The following is a 24,164-nucleotide window of genomic DNA, read 5'->3' on the forward strand; positions in this document are numbered from 1 at the left end:
GATAGTAGTACAATATACTATATATAGTATATTGTAACAAACAGGGGACTAAATATGCAAAAAAGAATAGAACATCTACATGCCGGTTTTAGATTTCCAGCCTTTGATATAAGCACAATTGCGGAAGAATATAAGAAAAATATAAAGTCTTTTAAAAAGAATGAGGTGATGATTATGCATAATTCCTGCAAGGAAGATTTATTAGGGGTGGTAATACGGGGAACTGCCTATCTTGTAGGAGAAAACAAAGCCGCCCAACGAGAAATCCTTGATTACTTTGAAGAAGGTGATTTATTTAGCAGCCACATGCTGCTAAACCTTTCAGGAGACATTTTTTATATTATTTCAAAATATCCCTGTGAAATTGTTTTTATAGATCGTCATCAGGTCATTGAATGCTACGTAAAAAATCATCCAGGCAACACAGATATCCTGGATGATTTATTACATGTGTACGAAAAGAAGATATCAGCACACATTTATATTTTACAACAGCGGACAATACGTAAAAAACTCCTGCTTTACTTCAAATGGTTAAGCGAAAAATATAACACCTGTCATTTTGTACTGCCACTGCCATTTATCGATCTCGCTGATTTTCTGTCCGTCGACAGGAGCGCCCTGATGCGGGAAATTAAAAAACTAAATCATGAGCAGATTATCAAAACAGAACGGCGGGATATCACCTTGCTGCGGGCTTCGGAATAAATCAAAGCCTTGCTTGGATATCGACTCCGAGGATAGAGTCCTGTAGAGCCTGTTGGTGTGGGGGAAGATTATCCGCTTTGTGGACGGCAAGGGTTTTGGCAGCTTTGCCAAATCACCACGTAATAAGAATAATAACAACCAACAGTACTAAAAAGCACTAAAAAGTCTCTCACAAACAAACCTCGCGGGGCAAATGTCCGTCACATCCCAAGCCGTAGGCAAGTGGGAACGCGGCGAGTCAATGCCTGACATCATCACTTTTGGTAAACTCGCGTCCGTGCTGGGCGTTGGCCTCAACTACTTCGGAGAAACGTTTTCCAAGTCCCAACCATATGTTGCGGTCGAATCGGCGTCTGGAAAGAAGCGGACTTTCCGGGTTTAACCGGGCTTACAAAACGATTCAAATCCAATCATCAGGAATGTCTGGCGCAAGCTTCCTCTCCCATGGCAAGCATAAATTCCTCCATATACATAGGATACAAGGTTTTCATATCCACCTTGCCCACAGGAAAAGAAAACCTTGCTCTATTGACTGCCACACCAAGTAGACTTCCCGCTACTATAATATGATAGTCAGGAGCACCCTCGCAAAAGTATTTCAGAGAAGTCAATGCCCGTTCACAAAGGTGTATCTCATCGAACACAATCAGCGTTATGTATTCACTTCCTCAGCACCCCTTTAATCATCTCCAAACTAAGCTTACTCGTATCACTAACCCATAAATCAGCATTTGATTCCTTTGCAGCTGAGCCAACTCCTATTGCTTTCATATGCGCTGCCTTTATGGCTTCTATACCGATAGCAACATTTTCAAAAGATGCAAATATTGATCTGGCTAACAGGTTTTATTATTGACATATGACACAAAAGATGTATAATAATATTGACATATGTCAATAACAAATATGAGGTGAAAAGATGCCAAGACCCAGGAAACATCGGCGTGTATGCTCACACCCAAGATGCACCAGCTTTAAGCCGTGCGGAGGGGATAAGCCAGTAATCAGAATAACACTTGACGAATATGAGGTTATTCGCCTGATTGATTTTGAAGGATTGACACAGGAACAATGTGCAGAGCAGATGGATGTCGCCCGCACCACTGCACAGGCCATTTATGCCAGAGCCAGAAAAGCATTGGCTCAGTGTATCGTTGAAGGACACCCTCTGCAAATTAGCGGTGGTGATGTGCGTATTTGTGAGTATCATAATCCATCCTGCGGCAAAGGTTGCTGCAGGCGGAAAAATTCTCAGATTGAAACGGAGAGGATTAATATTGAGTGAAAAACGCGGAAGAAGTTATTCTGGATATCGCATCTAAGGAAGACAATCTAATCAGACTAATTTATCTATTTGAAGAAATGGAGGAAAAAATGAAAATTGCAGTAACCTATGAGGACGGAAAAATATTTCAGCATTTTGGACACACCAAACGATTCAAAGTATATGACATTACAGATAGTAAGGTTCAACTAACATCCACTGTAAGCACAGACGGCAGCGGGCACGGAGCATTGGCTGACCTTCTGAAAGAAAACGGCGTTACCACCTTGATTTGCGGGGGAATTGGCGACGGTGCAAAACGTGCCCTGGCAGAAGCAGGCATTGAACTGTACGGCGGTGTTTCTAGGGATGCTGATCAGGCTGTGAAAGACTTTCTGGCCGGTAACTTGAAATACAATCCCGATGTGACGTGCAGACACCACGGTAATCATCATGGAGAGGGGCACAGTTGTGACGGCCGGAGTGAAGATGATCATCACAGAGGGCATTTATAAGGCAAACGATACGCAAATGGCAGAAAAGGGGCCGCTAGCCAGAGCAGACTATACTGACCAGCGACTACCTTAAATTTAATGTTTCAGATTTGTTTTCTTATGTCTTCTGGAACTTCTACATTTCCTAAAGCCGCAATCCCATGTTCTAGGGATTTAGCGGCATTATGCATCTTTTTTTCCTTACTTCCTATTGATTTTTGATGAGCTAAACGCCCTCCGCCTTCAGTACGTTTTTTCTTTGAGGCACCTTTTGCCTTCTGTTCTATTTTACGGGCTTGTTTTCGCTTTTCCCCCGCAGCCCTTTCCAATCGGGCACGTTCCGCAATAAATTGCTCGTATTCTGCAGCCTGGTTCTTGCGTTCTTCCTCATTCTGGCGAAGATAATCAGAATAGTTTTCCCAATACTCAGTGATTTTTCCATCTTCAGTTCCCATATTTTATCTACTACCTCATCAAGAAAATAGCGGTCATGGCTAATAACTAACAGTGCACCTGTAAAATATTTAAGCTGTCCAATTAAAAAATCAATTCCTTCACGGTCTAAATGACTCGTAGGTTCATCCGCTAAAATACCATGAACCTGTGCAGATAAGGCCTGCGCTAATTTAAGCCTTGTTTCTTCACCACCGCTCATGGTCTGTATATCTAATTGCTCAATACCGAGCTTGCCTACTAGTGCTAAATCTTTTTCCTTCTGTCTATAATCACATGTTTTCATTTGCCTGTTCGCAGGGAAAACCCTGCGATTTAAAGCAGGAAGAATTACATGAAAATATAATACATAAATATCCCTCCAATAATGTTTATTTTAATTCTAATTTTCTAATCTCAGTCATCATCGGGCAAACTATAGCTATGCCGATGATTAAAATTCCTGATAGTAAAAACCAATGGTTTACACCAATTCTATCAGCAAATAACCCGGAAAGGATTAATCCAAAAGGCATGACTAGAGACATGATGCTCCCCGTAAGCGAAAATACACGTCCTAAATATTCGGGCATAATTTTCTCCTGAAAAAGGGCCGTTTGTACACCACTGTAAAATGGCACCGAGAGTCCCATGATTGTACAGCAAACTACAAATATCACAAATCTACTTGATGGAAGTAATCCCGAAATAGTTAAGCTTATCCCCATCATAAAAATGGATACGGTTATTAATAAAATTCGCTTTTTGTAGTCCCCAAATAGCCCTAATATCAAACCGCCTGCCAACATACCTGAGGCATAAGCAATCTCCGTAATAGAAATATGCATCGGTGTACCATTAAAATATTCCATGGTGATTAAAGGATATAATGCATTGATAGGCATATAAACAAACATATATAGTGTTCCTATGAGTAATAAAGCAAACAATCCTTTGTTATCCTTTAAGACAAAAAATCCCTCTTTCATCTCTTCTATGGAGGGCGTAAATAGCAAATAAACTTGATATATAGGAAATTAATTTTCGCAAATCTACAACAAGGACATCACAGCATCATGAAGAAGGTCAACTCCCGTCTCATCATAGTATGCATTACATCTGGCACGGAATCTGCCAAGCGAGCGGTCACTTAATGGCTGTTCCTGAAAACTTGTGGTATGAAGTGCGTACTGATAACGAATGTCAAACAACAAGGATTCATTGATTTCATCATCCGATTGATTTGTCAGCTGTTGAAGTACAGATGCGCCAACCAGAACGTTCACTGGTGTATTAGGCCTTGAGCTTTTAATGCTGTATAAAGCCGCAAAAGGTGTTTCATCTATGGCCGGGAAGATAATTTCAGCAAACGGCTTTGCCCATGATTTTGACAAAACACGTTGTTCTCTTTCTGTAAGTCCGGTAAAGGAATCAAAGAGCGAAAGCTGTTCGTTATTAACATCGTTAGGAACAAATGACATGGTAATGGACCTCCTGAATAAACTAAAGTCCATTATACCATTTTATCCGTTGATTTGGGAGATGTGTTAAATTTTCAAGGTACAAATATATCGTCATAAGGCGTACCTTTTGACGCTTAAATCATATCATCGCTAAATTCAAAGAATGGCCTTACATTTTCCCAGTTCATCTCCCAATTGCTGATTGCGTATGGATATTTCTTTCCCCATGTTTCCTTTACTTCTGCAAGGGCTTGTAACGCGGATTCTTCCGTTGGAGCCTTATATACAGCTTTAAAATCGGCGGCAAATTTCTTGCGTTCCTTATAAGACAGGTACTGGAAAGAGTTTCGCAGCATATGGATAATGCATCTCTGTACCACTGCCTGCGGATATACGGCTGCAATTGCCTCCTTAAAGCCTGGCAAGCCATCCACACAGAAGAATAGGACGTCCTTGGTTGCATCCAACTGAACTCCAAGCGCAACATAGGCAGCCTTCTTTACAATACGTCCCTCATCCCGGCAGGAATAGTGTATGGCATCTAGGAAACAGAAAGTATAGATCGGCTCCAGAGGACCTGTCTGTCATTCCTTTACATTCGGGAGGATTTTATCTGTGATCTTGCTGACCATATCGGCAGAGAGCTGTATTCCATACAGATCCTCGATCTGGTCATGGATATCTCTGGTACTCATGCTACGGGCATATAGGGAAATAATTTTTTCCTCTATCCCGGAAACATCCCGCTGATGCTTCTGAACAATCTGTGGTTCGAATTCTCCATTTCGGTCTCTTGGAATTTTAATTGGAATTTCACCATACTGACTCTTTACCATTTTAGGTGAATAGCCGTTCCGTTTGTTGGTAGTGATGATGTCATCTTTTGCATTTTTGGGATAGCCGATGGAAACATCCATTTCTGCTTCCAAAAGCTCTTGCAACATATCCTTGAAACTTTCACGGAATAATTCGTAAACATCAGATATGAAACATATCCATATTTTCAAGAAAAAACTATGCATATTCATTTCCTTGTTCTGATGATAAGACAAAGTATTTTTTAGCCATTTCTTTGCATGAGAATGTCTGAGATCATGAATTCTTATTCTCTTTACTCCACTCTGTTCTGAGCCACGAATGATTTCATGCTCAAAATATCTCTTCGTACACGGAAACATTCTATCATTTCTCATGACACCGTTGGAATCATCTCGCCCTGTTTTTATTTTTAATGTCTTATCCCATCTAACTTCTGTATTCATGTCCTCTTCCTTCATCCGCTCCATGTCTATTCTGGAAGGATATCAAGTCGTTTTTCTCACGATCAAATCCCCCTGGAAGATTGCACTTTCCTGTGTTTTTCTTCCTTCCAGTTTCGCAATCAGGATCTCGGCTGCCGCCTGACCCATTTTACGAATAGGCTGACTGATCGTAGTCAGTGGTGGTTCTATTAAATTACTTAAAAATACATTATCAAATCCAATCACACTGATCTCATCTGGGACTTTCACATTCATGCTATTGAATTCCTTAATACACCCAATACCAATCATATCAATGGCGGTCATGATTGCGTCTGGCTTGTCAGTGAGTGATGCATAATATCTGGCAGCGTCACGGCCAAGACGAACATAGTCTGGTTCATTTTCTCTTTGCACACGATACATCCATTTTTCATCATATATTAAGTCACAATCTTTCAGCCCCTGTAAAAAGCCCTGATACCGATCTTCAATAATGCTTACATCCTCAGAATTTCGTACATATCCTATCTTTCTCTTGCCATTGTCGTATAAATACTTTACTGCCTGTCTCGTACTTTCATATCCATCCGTATATACACAAGATGCATCCGGTATCTCATCCTTGATCTTATTCATATATACAATTGGCAGTTTTTGACCCATCTTCTTCAAAAACTTTGCCATCTCATCCGTTAATTTATAGCAATTATAAATCATACCGTCAATATTGCGCTTTAATAATTCATTCAAGTATTCACTTTCTTCAATTGAATGACGTTCCGTATCGCACACAAATACCATATAGCCATATTTTAAGGCTACATCTTCCACACCCTGAAACATTTCCGTATAGAAAATATTCGTATACTCTGGAACAATCAACGCAATCGTATGTGTTTTTCTTGTTCGAATTGCCTGTGCCATATAACTTGGCTCATATTGCAATTTCTGAATCGCTGCTTGTACTGCGATTCTGGTTGCTTCTTTCACTCCCTCATCTCCATTAATCACTCTGGAAACAGTGGACTTGGAAACCCCCGCCTCTTTTGCTACATCAAATATTGTGCTCATACAGCCTCCATCTCGAATCTTCTTTTCTATTATGCCATGTAAAATCGGACTGACAAACATTTTTTGCCAGCCCTAAAACCCTGCCACCCCTTTATAGATTGTGGCTTTTATAATAAGATTTCTCTTATTTTTTTCTCCATGACACTTGCCATTTGCTGATGACCTTTCAAAGTATAATGGATACCATCTGTATCATTTACCTCTATTTCTTTTCCTGGATTCAAATATTCAACATGGTAGTTTTCTGCAATGTTCTGATAGTATTCTGCCAGCATTTCACTTCTCTCTTCCATGTTTGGAAGCATCTGATCTAGTTCACGATTTCCAACGCTATGAATTGGTACCGGCGTCACGAGCAACACTTTTGGCGGTTCAAAATCAATTCCCGCATCCGACTTTAACAATGTCTTTACAATATTTTCCACGGAGACTGAAATATCAAAAGGTGTTACTGAAAAACGAGATTTTAAATCATTTGTGCCCAACATAACAATGACTAAATCTATCGGTTTATGACTGTCTAAGCATGGCAGCAAATATTTCTTTCCATTTTTATACTCTTCAATTGGGTCATCCCATACAGTAGTTCTTCCGCCTAAACCTTCTTCGATAACGTAATAATCTTCACCCAAAGATTTCTGCAAAATGCCTGTCCAGCGCTCTTCTCTTGCATAACGAGTAAGCAAATCAGATTTTAAACCGTATGTGTTTGAATCACCGTAACATAAAATTGTTTTCATCTGTCTCTTCCCCTTACGCTGCTTTTACTTTTTTGATTCGTTCTCTATTCGCCAATACATCAAATGCAACTGCCAAAATCAATACAAGGCCTTTGACTACCTGCTGATAGTACTCACTTACATTCATGATTGTAAGACCATTACTTAACACACCAATAATGACTGCACCAACGAAAGCTCCAAGCATAGACCCTTTACCACCATTGATACTCACACCTCCGATGACTACCGCAGTGATAACATCCATCTCGGTTCCAGTTCCTGATGCAGGTGCTCCGGAACTTAATCGACCCGTAAGAGCAATACCTGCAAGAGCTGTTAAAAATGCACTGATTGCATACAAGCTAATAAGAATTTTGTTGACTGCAACACCAGCAAGTTTTGCAGCTTCTACATTTCCACCAATTGCATAGACATAACGGCCAAAATATGTATATTTTAGTACAATGCCCATAATCAACACGATGACAACCATAATGATAACTGGAACCGGAATTCCGAAAACATATCCCTGGCCTAAGAATACGATGGAATCAGGAACATCATAGATTGGAAGTCCACCGGAAATTATATATGCAATACCTCGAACTACCGTCTGCATTCCCAGTGTAATTACAATTGGCGATACATTTAAAGTAACAATAAGTAAACCTGTAATAAGTCCGAATACCGTAATCACGATAATTGTAAGCAGACATGACACGCCTATGTTCATATGTAATACGGTCATAAGCTGTACCGCGACAACACCTGTCAACCCAAGATAAGATCCGACCGTCAAATCCATACCACCAGAGATAACAACGAATGTCATACCTGCAGTTAAAATACTAAGCACGGAAACCTGTCTCAAAATATTCAAGATATTATTTACTTTAAAGAAATTTCCTGAACACATCGTGAAGAAAATTACCATCACCACTAAAATGATGATTGTACTGAATTGTTTTAAATATTTTTTCATTCCTCTATTCCTCCTATTTCATACCAGATGCAAGTTCCAAAATCTTCTCCTGGGTTGCATCTGCTTTGTCCATCTCGCCCATTACTTCACCTTCATGCATAACAACGATTCTGTCAGACATTCCTAATAGCTCAGGCATTTCCGAAGAAATCATAATAATTGCCATGCCTTTTGCTGCAAGTTCATTCATCAAGACATAGATTTCTTTTTTCGCCCCGACATCAATTCCCCTCGTAGGCTCATCAAAAATAATAATATCCGAATCACTCGCCAATGATTTTGCCAGTACTACTTTTTGCTGATTTCCTCCCGAAAGGTTCTTGGCAAGCTGTTCTTTCGTTGGTGTTTTAATCGATAATTCTTTGATATATTTTTCTGAAAGTTCAACGTCTTTCTTACGATTTACAAATCCAGCTTTTGAGATATTCTTAATGCAAATAAAGGAAACGTTATCTCGAATACTCATATCTAGCAGAACTCCGTGTTTTTTACGATCCTCGGGAATCAGGGCTACCCCTTCACCAATCGCATCTTTTGGTTTTCGGATATTGGTTGCTTTTCCCTTGATACTAACGGTTCCTTCTGATTTTGGATCAGCTCCGAAAATCGCTCTTGCAGTTTCTGTTCTCCCTGCTCCGACGAGACCGGCAAGACCGAGAATCTCTCCACTTCGAACTTCAAAATTGATATCTTTTAGAAGCGTTGGTGTCGATAAATGTTCAACTTTCAATACCACATCCCCAATGGTCTTTTCCACCTGCGGGAACTGTTCATCCAGATTTCTTCCAACCATCATCTTAATCAAATCTGCGTTGTCTGTTTCACTGATTAATTTTGTTCCTACATATTTTCCATCGCGCATAACCGTAATGCGATCTGCAATTCGAAAGATTTCTTCCATACGATGCGAAATATAGATAATTGCAATTCCTTGCTTTTTTAGCTTTTCTATCATCTTGAACATCGCCTCTATCTCACGATTCGTGAGCGGTGCGGATGGTTCATCCATAATCAGAACTTTCACGTCTGATGAGATTGTCTTTGCAATCTCCACCAGTTGCTGGTATGCAACTGTGAGTGATTTTACTTCTGCTGTAACATCAATATCTATTCCAAAATTTTCCATAAGCTCTTTCGCTTTTTGGTTCATTAATTTTCGATTGATTGTAAGTCCTGTTGTTAACTTCTGGCCAAGAAAAATATTCTCAGCAACAGATAACTCTGGTACTAAATTAAAATCCTGATATATTACTCCAATTCCCAGCTTCTTCGATAGCGCTGGAGTCATAAATTCATAGTCATTTCCTAAATATGTAATCTTTCCACCGTTTGGCTTGATTGCTCCTGATACCACTTTGATTAACGTAGATTTACCAGCGCCATTCTCGCCCATAAGTGCGTGTACTTCACCTTCGTGAACTTCTAGGTTCATCTTATCTAATGCTAAAACTCCTGGGTATTCTTTTGTAACACTCTCTAATTTTAAAACGACACCCATATTTACCTCCTATACCATGGCATCCCACATCTCCATGTCCTTTTGAAATATGAAAGCCTCCGATGTCAGAAGCTCTCATACATAACTCTTTTTAGCAAATCTTACAAATCATAATCACCGATATTGTCTGGTGTAACAGCAATCAAGTTGTAAAGGCTGTCTTTTTCGAAATCTTTTCCATCTAAAATTGCACATGCTGTAGCAACAAGATTCTTACCTGTTTCTCCAGGATTCTGATCTACAGTTGCCTGATAAATAGAACCTTCGTTGATTAATTTTAAAGCTTCATCGGTTGCATCGATACCTGCGATAATGTATTTTTCAGGATCCGTCATACCAGCTGCTTTAAATGCCTGATATGCTCCGAGTGCAGCACCATCAGATACACCACATACCACTTTGATGTCTGGATTTGCCTGAAGGAAGTTCTCTGTATTTGTCATACCTTCTTCTTGGTCAGCCGCAGTGGCATCTGCTACAAATTTTACATTGGGTGCATTTTCAAGAATACCTTCCATGATTCCTTCTTTACGAGCGATAACCGATTCCATTAAATCATAGTTTAATGTAGCTGCCTGTACTTCTGTGTCTTTTCCATATTTGTCTGCAATCATTTTTCCGACTGCAACGCCCTGTGTGTATCCAAGAGTATGCTCATCACAACCGATATAAGCATCATAACCATCAATTTTTGCTGTTAAACATACAATCTTAATTCCATCTTCCTGTGCCTTTTTCACAACTGGCTGAATTGCTTCTGGATCCACTGCACAGATGATAATTGCATTACACCCTGCGGAAATAAAGTTCTCAACCGCATCAATCTGTGTTGCGGAATCGTCATTTGCATCATTTGTCATTAATGTACATCCGTTTGCTTCAGCCTCAGCTTTTGCTGCATCTACTAACTGAATAAAAAACTGACCCGTCATGTTCAATACCGAAATACCAATTGTGTATCCGTCTCCTCCTTTTGCTGCGGTAGAACCACCTGCTGAATCCGTAGCTTTGCTTCCACAGCCAACCAGCAATGACACGGTCATTGCCACACATAACACCATACTAAACAATCTCTTCCTCATCTTTCTTCCTCCTATAAATGATATTAGTTTTTCTTTTGGGAACGTTCCCTTTTTTACCTAAAAAAAAGAAGCGGCTTCATTTATTTCTCTCTCTTAACTCTTTTTGGGAACGTTCCCTTTTTCTTGCTTTTACTATACGCTTACAAAAACATATTGTCAACTTCTTTTCGTTAATTTTCACATTATCACTAAGTTTGGCATTCCTCTTTTGTGCAATTTGCACATTCATTTGCATGACAATCCTATGTCCTCCCCGAAATGTTCTGCCTTTGCGCCCATAGCAGCCATGACGCTGGTTGGAGACCATCTATCCATGCAGCCACTGCCGCTCTTCCTGGGTCAGTTTGATTTTCAGAGCTCCGATGTTATCCTGCATATGTTTCTCGTTTCCAAGACTCACAATTGGAAATGTAGTGAACGCCTGACAAAGCACCCAAGCCAGACAGATTTGTGAGACACTACATCCTTTTTGTATTGCCAGCTGCTGCGTTCTGCTTAGTCTTTCTCGATTCTCTACACTATCATACTCCTGAATTGGTGCCCAATCTATATTGTTCTATAGCCATTATGCATTCCTCCATCTACTTATTTCTTGTCATTCTTAAATATTCTTCTATATCACTAGATTTTATACGCCATGCGTTTCCTATCTTTGATGCTGTTAATTGCTTACTTGCAATCAGTCTTCTTACTGTCTTCTCACACACTTGCAGATACACTGCCGTTTGTGCTATCGTCAAAATATCACTTTTCATTATTCTTCCTCCCCGTTTTTGGCAGGTAGAAGTGCATGGAAAATGGCAAATAAGAGTGAAGTTTTTTATCCCATCTCCAACAAAGTTTAATGGTATACTCCTTGTTGGGGGTGATGAAGAAAGGATGAAAAACTGGATCATGTATGCAGAGATTCAAGCATTAAAACGACTCGGATTTAAGCGAACCCGAGTCGCCGAAAGGCTTAAAATCCACTACTATACTGTCGACAAGTACTGGAACATGATGCCTGAGGAGTTTACGATGCAGCTCGAAGCGTCAAAAACAAGGACAAAGAAGCCTGACAAGTACCGGGAGGATATACTTGCACTTCTTGAAGAGTTTTCTGATATGACAGCCTCGCAGCTCTATGACTGGCTCAAAGAAAGGTATCCACAGAGAATCATCTTTTCAGAACGGACAATGAGATCTTATATTACCATTCTGCGGGCTGAAGAGGATATTCCAAAACCATGTAAAATAAGACAGTATGAGGCAATGGACGATCCGCCTATGGGGTATCAGTCCCAGGTGGACATGGGAGAAATCTGGCTGGAAGATCAAAATAAGAAACGAGTAAAGCTCTATTGTTTTGCGATGGTATTATCGCATTCTCGTTATAAGTTTATACTCTGGCAGACGAACCAGTTCACCACGGAAACATTTATAACCGCTCACGAAAAGGCCTTTGTTTTTCTGGGTGGAAGAACGGAGGAGATTGTTTATGATCAAGATAAGATCCTGGCAGTAAGTGAAAATCACGGAGATATCATCTATACGGAAGGCTTTCAGGCTTATCTGAGTATGATGAAATTTAAGGTATATCTCTGCCGGGGGTTCGATCCTGAATCAAAGGGGCGTGTGGAAGCTGTTGTTAAGTTTGCCAAAAGACATTTCGCAGAACACAGAACCTTTATTGATACAGAGACATTTAATGCGGACTGCATTTCCTGGCTTCGTAGAGCAGGAAACGGCCGGAAGCACCAGACAACACAAAAGATACCGGCAGAAATCTTCGCACTTGAACGAGATTATCTCAAACCGGTATCCACATATGAAGCAGCTGCTTCTTCTAACAGTGTACCGTATCAGGTTCGAAAAGACAATACGATATTGTATAAATCGAATCGTTATCAGGTACCACGCGGCACATACAAACCCGGTATGAAAGTGTTGTTGCGGCTGGAGGGATCATCACTGATTCTCTCAGATTTGGATACAAATGTGATTTATGCCCGCCACATGGTATCCCTAGAGAAAGGAAAACTGGTAAAACTAAAGCACGCAGAGCGGGAACATAATAAGACATTAGATGAGCTGCATCAGCATGTTATCTCCCTTTTCCAAGATAACGCCGATTGTGAATATTTCCTTTTCAAAGTGAAGGAAGGACATAAACGCTATTACCGGGACCAGCTAAGCCTGATCCGTAACGTTAGCGAACAGGATGACCTAAAAGGCAGTCGTTACGAAGCACTGGATTACTGCTTGAGCCATAAGCTGTTCTCGGCGACGGACTTTAGGGCAGCGATCGAATATTTTAATGAAATAAAACAAGCTCCTAAGCGAGCCTCTCCCAGGAAAGGATTACCGGCGAAGTATCCGCTAGCTAATCCCCAAGTACGTGATATCAATGAATACAAAAAGCTATTCCGCAACCTTTGAACCCTTTCGTATTTTCAGGCTGACACCGTTCAGAGCATGTTCCCCGTCCTCCTCGTAAGAAAAATGTAGATTTTTTGCTTCTATAATAATGTCCTGCTTTGTATCAGTCATATCATCTTCCTCCACACGGTAATTCCCAGCAAAACCAACTCAAAGACTGCAATTGCCGCTATTTCTTTTCTTTTCGCAGGGTGATTTTACTCCAGTACCCGTATCTTCCCGTCATAACACCGGGACTCCATTGCATCATAAAGCGCATTGGAGCGCTTAAATGCACGAATCAATAGTCCCGCTCCCATCTTGCCGAAGGAATCTATAGATGTTCTGAAATCTTTATTCCCCAATCTGGATTTCTGAGATACCATAATAGCCGATGCTGTTTCCATCAGCACAAAAATAAACCGATAAATCAAAAGCGTAAGCTCCATCAATATTCCCGGGCAGTGAAGCTTCGCCAGCACGCCCAGAAAATCCATCATAGTCGTATTCAGGGATAAGAAATAAAGACAGGATACACTCGCCATTGCTGTGCCAATCAGCTGTACTCCAAACATCATTGACTGAAAACTGCCAGGAGCTTGGCATACAAAGCTCCTGGTATTCGTCCCTTTTTCATAGTCAGCCACCCGTTTATGGCAAATGCAATGCCTGCAATAACCAATGACCGGCTGATGACACAGAATAGCAGAGTGATAATGGAAAATATAAACTTCTCAGCAGCATTCACATATCTAAGTCCAGAGCGATAACAAAGCTTATCAACTACAATCATACTGTTTTCCTTTCCTGAACTCTATTCTTTTACATCTTCTTTATTTTGCCATTTTTTTCGTTCCACCATGCGTCCCATAATAAAGTCTATAACGCCCACGCCAATACCTGTCTGAACACAGAACAGCAGGCTCTCCAACTCTCCCGGGAGTTCTCCGCCCAGAGCAGTCTCCAATATCAGGGTAAACCAGGGGGTGTATTCCCCATGTATCTCTTCTACCATAACACTTCCTGCATCGTCGGAACCGCCAAACTCGGCCCCTTTCCGGGCAAACACCGGTATAACTGCAATGAGAAGTGCCACAATAAGCAGCACAATAACTATTTTTTTATTTTTGCTCATCTCACTTGGCCTCCTTTAAAAATCCGATTGCCTTCAGTTCCGGTTTTGCATAAGATTCCATAGCCATGATAATAATGACTGTGAGAATTCCTTCAATCACAGCAAGAGGCAGCTGTGTCGGTGCAAATACACCGAGAAATTCTCCTACTCCGCCTGCTTCAGACGGATAGGCCATAGCGAGCTAGATACTTGTTGCACAGTATGTAAATAAATCTCCCAGAAATGCCGCCAGAAATACAGAAACTTTCCGGTTTACCTTAAATTTACCGCAAAGCTTATAAATTGCAAAGGACAAAAGTGGTCCCGCAATTGCCATGGAAAATGTATTCGCACCCAATGTAGTCAGTCCGCCGTGGGCCAGCAGAATCGCCTGGAACAGCAATACAATAATACCCAAAATACTGACCGCAGTGGGCCCAAACAGGATGGCCCCTAAGCCTGTTCCGGTCATATGAGAACAGCTTCCGGTCACAGACGGAATTTTCAGGGAGGATATTACAAAAATAAATGCCCCCGCCATGGCAATCAATGTGATACTTTTGCGGTTTGCCGCAATCTTTTTTTCAGGGAAATAAAACCGGCAGCCAGAAATGGAACACAGATGACGCCCCACGCAATACAATATTTTGTCGGAAGATATCCCTCCATGATATGCATTGCATTAATAGCCGGTGTGACAGCAAACATAACTGCAAAAGCTATGGATGCCTTGAGTAACAACTTTTCTTTCTTTGACATGTCTCTCTCCTTTGTGATATTATCTTCTGAAATATTCCAGGTTACCACAAAATCCAAAGAGATTTGCGGCATAACACCCGGTCATATTCCCGTAACCATTCAGATTCATTTAAAAGCGGGTATTCTGACTCAAGCCTCACCGCAGTATTCCGCCTTCCTATAAGTAATCTCACAGTGACCTAATGGAATACTACTCTTCTTATACAGCAACGGGTATTGTGCAGGATTCGCACCTGCTTCCCCTGCCCTCCGCCATAATAAATATCAATGCCGGAAAAGCCTTCTTTTAAATTGTATGCCGAACCTGAACTACAGTTCAGCCATGCAGATTTCCTTGGTTAGCAACCGTAGTTTGGTTGCTTAGCAAAGACGGTACCCCTGGGGTAAAATCGAGCCGATGGCTGAACTGTTAACTATCTATGTAATTGCAGACATGAAATCCACATTACATACTTTAATACTCAATACCCCTTCTTGCCTTTATATTTTGGTCAAAGGGGTGCTTAATCTTCTGAATCTCTGATACATAATCAGCGACTTCTATTAATGTTTCTGAGGGATTCCTTCCGGTTAAAACAATCTCCAGTCCCTCTGGTTTTTCCTTCAAAAATTTTAATGCTTCCGGGTGAGAGATTAATTCGCAATTATAAGCTGCTATGAATTCATCCATAACCAGCAGATCATAACTTTCCGAGGCAACTTTCTCTATAGCTGTGTTCCAGAGCTTTCCGTATACCGCCTCCGCCAGCCGTTTTTCCTCTGCACTTAGTGTGTTATAAAAGCCAAAAGACTTTTGCAGGTGAAAAACTTCTATCTCAGGGATTTGGTCTAGAATACGTAATTCACCGGAAACTTCATTTTTCAAAAACCTGATAAACAAAACCTTCATGCCACACTCTGCTGCCCGGACTGCCAGACCTGTAGCTGCGGTTGTCTTACCTTTTCCATCACCACAATAAATATGGATTAATCCACGTTTCATCCCCTCACCTCGCTTCATTTTATAAATTTTATCACAATATAAATCATTATGCCTTTTTTAAGTACGAAAACTATAGCTAATCTAAATGATATATTTCCTGCATACCAGACCAAAATTCATCTTTTTCTTTATCTTCTAGCGGTTGCATCAACGGCTTTACTAAATCCCACCATTTTTGAGTGGCCGGATCTGAGGCCATTTTTGCCATGTCTTCCTTATAGTTTTCTCCGACATATTCATAATAAGAAAACATAAAATCTCCACGCTGATAAATGGAATAATTTTGTATGTTACACTTCTTAATCATTTCATTCACCCCCGGTAAGGGGTTGGCGTGGTATTCTTTGTATTTCTCTAAGCCTTCCGGTTTTATTCTAATCATCTCACCACATCGTTTCATCCTTACTGCCCTCCTTTTTTCATTCATATACTTTTTGTGCTTCATCAAAAAGTGCATGAATATTACTTGGTGGTACATCCGGCATAATTGCCTCATGGCTGGGAGAAATAATCAACCCTGTCGGGAAAATGGATCTTAATTCCTTTACCTTGTTTCTCACATCATCCGGTGAGCCGTTTACCAGAAGATCCTGTGTATCCACACCTCCGCAAAACGACACTTGACCGTCAAATTTTGCTTTCAGGTTTTTCGGTTCCATACCAGCTGCCAAAGCCTGTATAGGGTGTATGGCATCTACTCCTGCCTCAATCAAGTCCGGAATCACATCTACAATAGAACCACAAGAATGATAAATGACCTTCAATCCATAACTATGTGCCTGCTCTACCAACCTTTTACACCCGGGTATAATAAACCGGCGTACCATATCCGGCGATAGCATCAACCCGCGCTGACTTCCCATATCATTTCCTATTAGTACAACATCTAATTCTCCCTTTGTGGCTTCGTAGAAAATCCCATTTGCTTTCAGATAAAACTCCATAATCTTTTCATCCACTGCTTCATATATCTCCGGGTTGGCAATCATGTTCATTAAGGCAGTCTCCATTCCAAAAGAAGCACACGTATCCTGAAAGTGACAGGACCACATCATTCCAATCCTCACTTTATCTTTGGGTGCTGCCTCTATACGGCGCTTGCACTCCTCTGCATCAATATATTTTTCAGGATCAGGCCACTCAAAGAAATCTAAATCTTCCAATTCTTCTGCATCTTTAAAGCACCCATCAGCAGTCAGTGTCCTGTCCTCAGCATCTACATTTCCGTCCATGTACCAGTCAAAGGCTGCATAAATGGCACTTGCTGTGGGCGAGTTATAAGGCACCTCAACAGCATAAAAGTCGTCTCCTATTGCCAGCTTTAATTCATGCATATTTTTCACCCCGTAATGCTCAAACAGTGCGGGCTGTGCGTGAATGTCCGGCATGCCCAGCCACGCTGCCGGCCTGTCAACAGGCTTTCTTTCAATTGTTGCTGTAAAACGTTCTCTACTATTCATTTTTTACCTCCTACGCCTGACTTCTTTTCTGAATACTGTTGATAATAACTGCTCCAAATATCACAAGCCCCTTTATTACACTCTGCATGTACGCATTTACCCCTAAAAGAACCATACCATTACTTAAAATCCCGACAAATAATAAACCAATAATGGTTCCCCAAAGAGTGCCCTCTCCTCCAGACATATTGGTTCCCCCGATAATTGCACCAGCAATGGTATCCATCTCCCAGCCATTAGCGCAGGTTGGATCGCCAGATCTTACTTTGGATGTCAATAACACCCCTGCTACGCCACATAACATAGAAGATATTACAAACACCAGAGTCTTTACTTTTTCGACGTTAATCCCGGACAGCCTGGCTGACTCTTCATTTCCTCCAATCGCATAAGTAGCACGGCCAAACGAGGTGAACTTCATAATATAAATAAATATTGCATAAAAAATAGCCATATATATAACCAATAGGGGAATTCCTCCCAAAGTTCCTGCAGAAATCACACCAAAGCTTTTGTCAAATCCTGCTACCGGATATCCCCCTGTTATAGTCTGTGCCAGTCCTCTGATAGCCTGCATCAATGCCAAGGTTACTAAAAAGGAATGTAGTTTTAGTTTAGCTGTCACACCGCCTGAAACCAGTCCGATCACCCCACTGATTACAACTGTAAAGAGAATTGCAAGAAAAGCCGGTATCTTAGCGTTCATAAACATTGCACAGCTTACCGAAGCCAGGGCTACAATAGACCCGACACTTAAATCAATGTTTCCGGTGATAATAATCATAGTCATACCAATTGCCACAATTGACTGGATAGATATTTGTTTTATTATGGTAAGCAGATTCGTAGCTGTCAAAAACTTATTACTTGAAAAAGCCAGAATGATACACATAACCGCCAGTACAATGTACATAATATTTTTCATTATAAACTGTTTTGGACTCATCCTTTTCATCTTCATTATATTTCTCCTCTTTCTTCTACAGTTTTGTGACTTGTCGCATAATCTAAAAGAATTTCCTGAGTCAAATCATGATTTTCCAAAACACCAGTTACCCTGCCTGCTGCAAATACTACAATCCGGTTAGATATCTGCAGTACTTCTGGCAATTCAGATGATATCATAATGATTCCAATTCCCTGTGCCGCAAGAGTATTCATCAATGAATAGATTTGATTCTTCGAACCCACATCAATTCCCCTGGTTGGCTCATCCATAATTAAAACCTTTGGCTCGGTCGCCAGCCATTTTGCAATAACTACTTTCTGCTGGTTTCCACCGCTTAACTCTTTTGCCGTCTGAGCGCCATCCCGGCACTTTATGCTCAATGATTCAATATACTTTTTTGTCAATACTTCTTCCCTTTTCAAATCAAGACCAATGATTTTCTTTAATTTATCCAATATGGTCATGCCTACATTGGTATGAAGATTCATATTTAATATGAGTCCCTCTTCTTTCCTATCCTCGGTCACAAATCCAATTCCAGCTCTTTTGGCATCCATCGGCGACTTAATTTTCACTTTTTTCCCTTCTATGTATACCTGTCCTGAATCCCTTTTATCCGCACCAAACAGTGCTCTTACAAATTCAGTTCTCCCGGCTCCCGCCAACCCCGCAATACCAAGTATTTCTCCTTTATGTAAATTTAAATTAATATCTTGGAAGCTCCTGCCTGAAGTAAAGTTCTTTGCTTCCAAAAGTACTTCACCGCCAGCGTTATTAATCTGTTCTGTACAGGTTATATTTTTTCCTACCATATTTTCAATAATGATCTGCTTTGGCGCATCCTCTATATTCATCGTCTTGACATATTTCCCATCGCGGTAGATTGAAATCCTGTTACATATAATCGGAAGTTCTTCCAAACGGTGTGATACATAAATGATACTAATACCTTTTTTCTGCAGTTCTTTTACCACATGGAACATGTTATCAATCTCATGTTCTGACAAAGAGGCTGTAGGTTCATCCATAATCAGTACTTTAATATCATTAGACATCGCTTTTGCAATTTCAACCATCTGTTTCTGCGCTACACTTAAATTGCTTACTAATTCCTGTGGATTAATATCACTGTTTAGCAATGATAAGGTTTTCTGCGCTTCTTCATTTACCTTTTTCCAATCTACCTGCTTAATTGGACCTATCTGCTTTTTCAGCAATTTGCCCATATATATATTCTCAGCTACAGATACAGTATTTATCAAACTAAACTCTTGATATACGGCACTAATTCCAAGTGCCCGTGCCTCAAATGTAGATTTTACCCGTATATCTTTTCCCTCAAGAAAAATGTGTCCCTCATCATTGGAATAAGCACCGGTAATAATCTTAATCAGAGTACTTTTCCCTGCCCCATTTGCACCCACCAGCGCATGAACTTCTCCTCGGCGGACTTCCAAGCTTGCATTGTCGAGTGCGGTGATCCCACCAAATCTTTTTGTAATACCCTCTGCCTTTAATACTATATCAGCCACTTTTATCACCTTCGCTTTTTTCTAAAATATAGGGTGCTTCCTGTGTGAGAAACACCCCTCCAACGTATTATTCTTCTGCCAGTCCCTTATGTTCTTCAATGTAAGTCTCAAGCTCATCGGTCTGATCTTTTGCATATGTCTTCAGTGGAACCAATGTCTCTTTCTCAATATCTTCTCCTTTTGCAGCCTTTACTGCATTTTCTACAGCCGTGTATCCAATATCATATGGCATTTGAGTGGTAATCGCCTGTAATTTCACATCATCTCCAAGCATATCCTTTGCAAGCTCTACGCTCATATCAGTCCCCATTACCACTATATCTTTATTTCCCGCATTCTGAAGTGCTGCCACACATCCTAACAATGATGTCTGATTCCATGCCCAAATCAAATCAATATCCGGATTTGCTGTCAAAATCTGTTCAGTAATATCAAGCCCTTCTTCCTGAGACTCTGCATCTTGAGATGCCACAATTTCTAAGCCTTTCACGCCTTTCACCGCGTCCTCAAAGCCTTTGCAGCGCTCCACACCTACTTCATAACTGGAATTAGTCAAAAGAGCCATTTTACAACCTTCCGGGAAGTTTTCCTTTACATATTCTGCCACATATTCTCCTGTCATCCCACCTAACTTATTATTGGAAACTCCTACAAATCCATCTGTATCTGTATCAACTGTTGTATTCCAATTTATAACAGGAATTCCGGCTTCTTTTGCAGATTCAATTGCCGCTGCCGAAGCATCTGTTGATAATGGAGAAATGCAAAGAGCATCTACCTGTTCTGCCACAAAAGTTGACACATTGTCAGATTCCTTAGACACTTCATTATCAGAACTCACAATACTAAGAGAAACGTCCAGTTTTTTGGCTGCCCCTTCCATCCCCTGGATAACTTCCGCAAACCATTCACCTGATGTGTTCATAATAACGGAGCCGATTTCCAGCTTGTCACCAGAAGATTTATTGTCCTTTGCCTGAGCCGAACTAACGTCAGTGTCATCACTCTTCCCGCATCCTGCCAGCATACTGATTACCATCACTGCAGACAACAATCCACTTACTACTTTCCTTTTCATATCATTTTCCCTCCACAATCTTTATTTTTAAGATATTTCTATCTTAAAAGAAACAGGTGAAAATATGAATTCAATATTTTCACCTGTTTGGTCGAATTTTTTATATTACCATTTTTCTCTATATGTACTAATGTTTTCTTGCGTCAATACTTGAATCGGATCTTTATACCATGGAATCAACTTCTTTCCCTGTATTTTCCATAGAGCGCAGTATATACTGTATTTGCCTTCATACTCGGGAGGCTGAGTAATGATTCCCGCCAGCTTGCCGGCCTCCAATGCATCCATGTACTCCTCATCTTCTGCAATTCCAATCACTTTCACCTGCCCTATCTTCCCCATATCTGTCAAAGCTTCAATTGCCCCCATTGCCATTTCGCTGTCATGACAGTAAATGCCCTTTATATCTGGAGTTTCCCGGATGAGATCCATTGTTACCAGCTTGGCTTTTGTCCGGTTCCATGCACCATTTCCAACTCCAACTATCTGGATACTGGAATAAGGCTCAAGTGTATCACTAAATGCCTGGGTCCTATATATTTGGGGATCACTTCCAGGGCTGCCCTCCACAATCCCTATCTTGCCTCCCTCGGCTCCCAACAATTCTATCATAAGCTCAGCAGCTTTTTCACCTTCCTCCGAACTGCTGGCACCAACATAGGCTTGTATATACTCTGACGAAATCCCATCTACTTTCATATTTACATTAATCACGGGTATATTTGCTTCTTTAGCTTTCTTCAAAGGTATGAGGGCCGCCTTAGAATTAACAGGAGCAATTATGATAGATCCTACCCCCTGTTCGATAAATTCCTCTATTTGATGTTTCTGCTCCTCAGCATCCCATCCGGCATATTTGAAAATCACTTCCATACCTTCGTTTTGAGCTGCTTTCTCCATTGCTTCAGCCACTCTTGTAAGATAGATGCTTTTATCCGCCAGTGATACTCCCACAACCTTTGGATTATATCTCTTTTCTTTCCCTTCCTCCGCTTTTTTATCAATAGCAGCACCCCTGCAGCCGCACAAAACAGTAACTAAAATCAGCACTGCACCTATGATTTGTCTGTATTGCTTTTTCACTGCTATCACCTCCTGTAGTTTTTCACTTAAACCTTTCGAGGAATTTTTGGAATTCGAATAATCACTGTTGTTCCCTCTCCCAATTTGCTTTCATATGCCAGCCCGTAATTTCCTCCAAAATACAATCGTATTCTCTCATTAACGTTCTTTACCCCGATTCCCGAACCAGCTGCATTCACAAATCTGGAGTCTTTTATCAGAACTTCCTGACATAATTGAACGCTCATTCCAATGCCGTTATCACTAACCCTGATCTCAACATCGTCTTCAACCTGCTCTGCCACTATATTAATCAATCCACTTCCCTTTTTCATCTTAATTCCATGGTAAATACAGTTCTCCACCAAAGGCTGAACAATCAATTTTATAGTTTCATAATTCAATACCTCATCATCAGCAACTATTCTATAATCAAATTTATCTTCATACCGCATACTCTGAATAAGAAGATAATTTCTTACATGTTCTAATTCATCCCTAATACTGATAAACTCATTACCTTTATTTAAGGAAATCCGAAATAATTTTGCAAGAGCTTCCGTCATAGGTACCACACTTTCATCTTTCATTTCTGCCATCCAAATAATTGAATCTAATGTATTATATAAGAAGTGAGGATTAATCTGTGCCTGCAGCATCTGAAGTTCATACTTACGTTTTTCTTCCTGCTCTGAAACAACCTGTTTCATTAAAAGTTTGACGCGATCCAGCATCTTGTTATAGCTTCTGGAAAGTCTCCCAATTTCATTACTGCTCTCTACTACGGGAACTCTAATATCCAGATTCCCGCCATCTGCCTTATCCATTGTATCTGCCAATATGACAATTGGCTCCACAATACTTTTCAAGCAAATGTTTAATACTATTACAATGAGAAATAATAAACTTACTCCCACAACTATTATAACTGCTACGTTTTCATACATAGAATGGTTAATAGTACTCATCGGTGTGATACTGACTCCAGTCCAACCAGTTTTTTCAATTTCACTGGTTACAACCTGATAGTCCTTTCCCCCGCATTTCCAATGTACAGATTTTTGCTTTTGATTCACAATCAAATTATTCAATGAATCCAAAGTATTCTTGTCTTTAAGATTATAGAATTTATTTCCACGGGCTTTTTGCTCATATACCACAGTTTTGTCTTTGCTGAGGAGGCAAAATCCCCCTTCCTTCTGAGGATAGAATGCGGAACAGATCTCTTCAATTTTATTTAGGTTTAAATCAATTAAAATAACTCCCAGCACACTTCCATCTTCACAACTAATAATCTTTCGGCTGACCGATATCTGCTCTTCTTTATTATCTGGGAGAAAATCATGTTTCTGCGGCCCTGTTACAACCGAACCCTCATCATTTTCTATAGCATTCTGGTACCAGTCTTCCTCTGAGTAATCTCTTACAGCTACCCAGAATGGATAAACACTCTGATACAAATATACTGTTCTCTCACCCAAAATAATGATTGATGTGATGTCTGTACGACGGTTCAATTCTTCGCCAAACATTTTATTGCTCATCTTATAGCTGCGCATAATATTGCTGCTCGAAATACTGCTATAGCTTCCCCCGTTTTCCTTTTCCGTTTTTAAATAATTCTGAAGATCATAATCATAATTTGGCTCATTAGCTATAGCGGAAATCTCATCAAAATAAGATGTTAAATTGTGATTTACATTTTCTAGCAGATTTTTAGAATAGGAAGCATTCTCCTTGATAAGACGACTGCTAAAAATAGTCATAAAAATTATGATAAATACAAATATAAAAAAACTAATTACCAGCGACACAAGAAGCAGAGTTTTGTTTTTTATTCCCATCTGCCTCCTTTTGTACCTCCACATGAC

Annotated in this window: 25 protein-coding genes, 4 pseudogenes and 1 riboswitch; of the genes and pseudogenes, 5 read left to right on the plus strand and 24 right to left on the minus strand. The window is 40.4% G+C overall.

What is annotated here, in order from left to right; all coding sequences use genetic code 11:
- The first annotated feature begins 54 nt into the window (after positions 1-54).
- On the plus strand, positions 55-708 hold the full coding sequence (locus tag BN3456_RS06270) for a Crp/Fnr family transcriptional regulator (RefSeq protein WP_089983292.1): 654 nt from the start codon (positions 55-57) through the stop codon (positions 706-708).
- A 413-nt stretch (positions 709-1,121) separates the two neighbouring features.
- Here the strand turns inward: BN3456_RS06270 and BN3456_RS06285 are convergent, their stop codons facing one another.
- On the minus strand, positions 1,122-1,352 hold the full coding sequence (locus BN3456_RS06285) for an AAA family ATPase (protein ID WP_347457900.1): 231 nt from the start codon (positions 1,350-1,352) through the stop codon (positions 1,122-1,124).
- Between the two features lie 275 nt (positions 1,353-1,627).
- Here BN3456_RS06285 and BN3456_RS06290 point away from each other — a divergent pair, with 275 nt between their 5' ends.
- Together BN3456_RS06290 and BN3456_RS06295 are read left to right on the plus strand one after the other, a co-directional pair.
- Positions 1,628-1,993, plus strand: a complete 366-nt coding sequence (locus BN3456_RS06290) for a DUF134 domain-containing protein (RefSeq protein ID WP_089983295.1) — start codon at positions 1,628-1,630, stop codon at positions 1,991-1,993.
- Positions 1,990-2,487 carry a NifB/NifX family molybdenum-iron cluster-binding protein gene (locus BN3456_RS06295; RefSeq protein ID WP_242862821.1) on the plus strand — a complete coding sequence of 166 codons (498 nt, stop codon included), beginning with the start codon at positions 1,990-1,992 and terminating at the stop codon, positions 2,485-2,487. The genes BN3456_RS06290 and BN3456_RS06295 overlap by 4 nt, the downstream gene beginning before the upstream one ends.
- Positions 2,488-2,579: 92 nt before the next feature.
- On the opposite strand, the pseudogene BN3456_RS06300 reads toward BN3456_RS06295, so the two are convergent.
- From BN3456_RS06300 to BN3456_RS06340, 9 genes and pseudogenes are all read right to left on the minus strand, one after another.
- Positions 2,580-3,184 (minus strand): annotated as a pseudogene (locus BN3456_RS06300) (Msr family ABC-F type ribosomal protection protein); the annotation flags it as partial.
- Between the two features lie 106 nt (positions 3,185-3,290).
- Positions 3,291-3,890, minus strand: a pseudogene (locus BN3456_RS06305) (MFS transporter); the annotation flags it as partial.
- A 60-nt stretch (positions 3,891-3,950) separates the two neighbouring features.
- The gene (locus BN3456_RS06310; RefSeq protein ID WP_089983296.1) at positions 3,951-4,379 is read right to left on the minus strand and encodes a transposase; all 429 of its coding nucleotides are present in this window, start codon (positions 4,377-4,379) and stop codon (positions 3,951-3,953) included.
- 122 nt (positions 4,380-4,501) lie between these two features.
- Positions 4,502-5,389, minus strand: a pseudogene (locus BN3456_RS06315) (IS256 family transposase); the annotation flags it as partial.
- A gap of 276 nt (positions 5,390-5,665) precedes the next feature.
- Positions 5,666-6,676, minus strand: a complete 1,011-nt coding sequence (locus BN3456_RS06320; protein ID WP_176699119.1) for a LacI family DNA-binding transcriptional regulator — start codon at positions 6,674-6,676, stop codon at positions 5,666-5,668.
- Between the two features lie 107 nt (positions 6,677-6,783).
- Positions 6,784-7,416 carry an SGNH/GDSL hydrolase family protein gene (locus BN3456_RS06325; RefSeq protein WP_089983298.1) on the minus strand — a complete coding sequence of 211 codons (633 nt, stop codon included), beginning with the start codon at positions 7,414-7,416 and terminating at the stop codon, positions 6,784-6,786.
- A 13-nt stretch (positions 7,417-7,429) separates the two neighbouring features.
- Entirely contained in the window at positions 7,430-8,380 is a 951-nt protein-coding gene (locus BN3456_RS06330) for an ABC transporter permease (RefSeq protein WP_089983299.1), read from the minus strand.
- Between the two features lie 13 nt (positions 8,381-8,393).
- Positions 8,394-9,878 (minus strand): sugar ABC transporter ATP-binding protein, encoded by a 1,485-nt coding sequence (locus tag BN3456_RS06335; RefSeq protein WP_089983300.1) that lies wholly within the window; start codon positions 9,876-9,878, stop codon positions 8,394-8,396.
- 101 nt (positions 9,879-9,979) lie between these two features.
- Positions 9,980-10,960, minus strand: a complete 981-nt coding sequence (locus BN3456_RS06340; RefSeq protein WP_089983301.1) for a sugar ABC transporter substrate-binding protein — start codon at positions 10,958-10,960, stop codon at positions 9,980-9,982.
- Between the two features lie 244 nt (positions 10,961-11,204).
- Between BN3456_RS06340 and BN3456_RS16245 the strand changes: the two genes are divergently transcribed.
- Positions 11,205-11,414 carry a hypothetical protein gene (locus BN3456_RS16245; protein ID WP_242862822.1) on the plus strand — a complete coding sequence of 70 codons (210 nt, stop codon included), beginning with the start codon at positions 11,205-11,207 and terminating at the stop codon, positions 11,412-11,414.
- A gap of 127 nt (positions 11,415-11,541) precedes the next feature.
- Here BN3456_RS16245 and BN3456_RS15860 read toward each other — a convergent pair whose 3' ends face one another.
- Positions 11,542-11,715, minus strand: coding sequence for a helix-turn-helix domain-containing protein (locus BN3456_RS15860; RefSeq protein ID WP_176699120.1), 174 nt, complete (start codon positions 11,713-11,715; stop codon positions 11,542-11,544).
- A 124-nt stretch (positions 11,716-11,839) separates the two neighbouring features.
- Here BN3456_RS15860 and istA point away from each other — a divergent pair, with 124 nt between their 5' ends.
- Positions 11,840-13,378: an IS21 family transposase gene (istA, locus tag BN3456_RS06355; RefSeq protein WP_089983304.1), complete on the plus strand. Its 1,539-nt coding sequence runs from the start codon at positions 11,840-11,842 to the stop codon at positions 13,376-13,378.
- Here istA and BN3456_RS16450 read toward each other — a convergent pair.
- From BN3456_RS16450 to BN3456_RS06410, 13 genes and pseudogenes are all read right to left on the minus strand, one after another.
- Positions 13,361-13,489, minus strand: a complete 129-nt coding sequence (locus BN3456_RS16450; protein WP_278280276.1) for a hypothetical protein — start codon at positions 13,487-13,489, stop codon at positions 13,361-13,363. The two genes, istA and BN3456_RS16450, sit on opposite strands and share 18 nt — an antisense overlap.
- A gap of 86 nt (positions 13,490-13,575) precedes the next feature.
- Positions 13,576-13,935 carry a CbiQ family ECF transporter T component gene (locus tag BN3456_RS16570; RefSeq protein ID WP_347457905.1) on the minus strand — a complete coding sequence of 120 codons (360 nt, stop codon included), beginning with the start codon at positions 13,933-13,935 and terminating at the stop codon, positions 13,576-13,578.
- A complete protein-coding gene (locus BN3456_RS16575) occupies positions 13,932-14,150 on the minus strand; it encodes a hypothetical protein (protein WP_347457907.1) in 219 nt (72 codons plus the stop codon). The genes BN3456_RS16570 and BN3456_RS16575 overlap by 4 nt, the downstream gene beginning before the upstream one ends.
- Positions 14,151-14,171: 21 nt before the next feature.
- Positions 14,172-14,492, minus strand: coding sequence for an energy-coupling factor ABC transporter substrate-binding protein (locus BN3456_RS06365; RefSeq protein WP_089983305.1), 321 nt, complete (start codon positions 14,490-14,492; stop codon positions 14,172-14,174).
- Between the two features lies 1 nt (position 14,493).
- Positions 14,494-15,230, minus strand: a pseudogene (locus BN3456_RS06370) (energy-coupling factor ABC transporter permease).
- Between the two features lie 96 nt (positions 15,231-15,326).
- Positions 15,327-15,527, minus strand: a riboswitch (cobalamin riboswitch).
- Between the two features lie 157 nt (positions 15,528-15,684).
- Positions 15,685-16,212, minus strand: coding sequence for a cob(I)yrinic acid a,c-diamide adenosyltransferase (locus BN3456_RS06375; RefSeq protein WP_089983306.1), 528 nt, complete (start codon positions 16,210-16,212; stop codon positions 15,685-15,687).
- 76 nt (positions 16,213-16,288) lie between these two features.
- Positions 16,289-16,612 carry an L-rhamnose mutarotase gene (locus BN3456_RS06380; protein WP_089983307.1) on the minus strand — a complete coding sequence of 108 codons (324 nt, stop codon included), beginning with the start codon at positions 16,610-16,612 and terminating at the stop codon, positions 16,289-16,291.
- A gap of 19 nt (positions 16,613-16,631) precedes the next feature.
- A complete protein-coding gene (locus BN3456_RS06385) occupies positions 16,632-17,672 on the minus strand; it encodes a uroporphyrinogen decarboxylase family protein (RefSeq protein ID WP_089983308.1) in 1,041 nt (346 codons plus the stop codon).
- 10 nt (positions 17,673-17,682) lie between these two features.
- The gene (locus BN3456_RS06390) at positions 17,683-18,633 is read right to left on the minus strand and encodes an ABC transporter permease (RefSeq protein WP_089983309.1); all 951 of its coding nucleotides are present in this window, start codon (positions 18,631-18,633) and stop codon (positions 17,683-17,685) included.
- Positions 18,633-20,153 (minus strand): sugar ABC transporter ATP-binding protein, encoded by a 1,521-nt coding sequence (locus tag BN3456_RS06395; RefSeq protein ID WP_089983330.1) that lies wholly within the window; start codon positions 20,151-20,153, stop codon positions 18,633-18,635. The genes BN3456_RS06390 and BN3456_RS06395 overlap by 1 nt, the downstream gene beginning before the upstream one ends.
- Before the next feature lie 67 nt (positions 20,154-20,220).
- Entirely contained in the window at positions 20,221-21,231 is a 1,011-nt protein-coding gene (locus BN3456_RS06400) for a sugar ABC transporter substrate-binding protein (RefSeq protein ID WP_089983310.1), read from the minus strand.
- A gap of 105 nt (positions 21,232-21,336) precedes the next feature.
- Positions 21,337-22,314 carry a sugar ABC transporter substrate-binding protein gene (locus tag BN3456_RS06405; RefSeq protein WP_176699121.1) on the minus strand — a complete coding sequence of 326 codons (978 nt, stop codon included), beginning with the start codon at positions 22,312-22,314 and terminating at the stop codon, positions 21,337-21,339.
- Positions 22,315-22,340: 26 nt separating this feature from the next.
- Positions 22,341-24,137 (minus strand): cache domain-containing sensor histidine kinase, encoded by a 1,797-nt coding sequence (locus BN3456_RS06410; protein WP_176699122.1) that lies wholly within the window; start codon positions 24,135-24,137, stop codon positions 22,341-22,343.
- Between the last annotated feature and the right edge of the window lie 27 nt (positions 24,138-24,164).

This window comes from Clostridium sp. C105KSO13 (assembly GCF_001517425.1).
Classification (GTDB): Bacteria; Bacillota; Clostridia; order Lachnospirales; family Lachnospiraceae; genus Muricomes.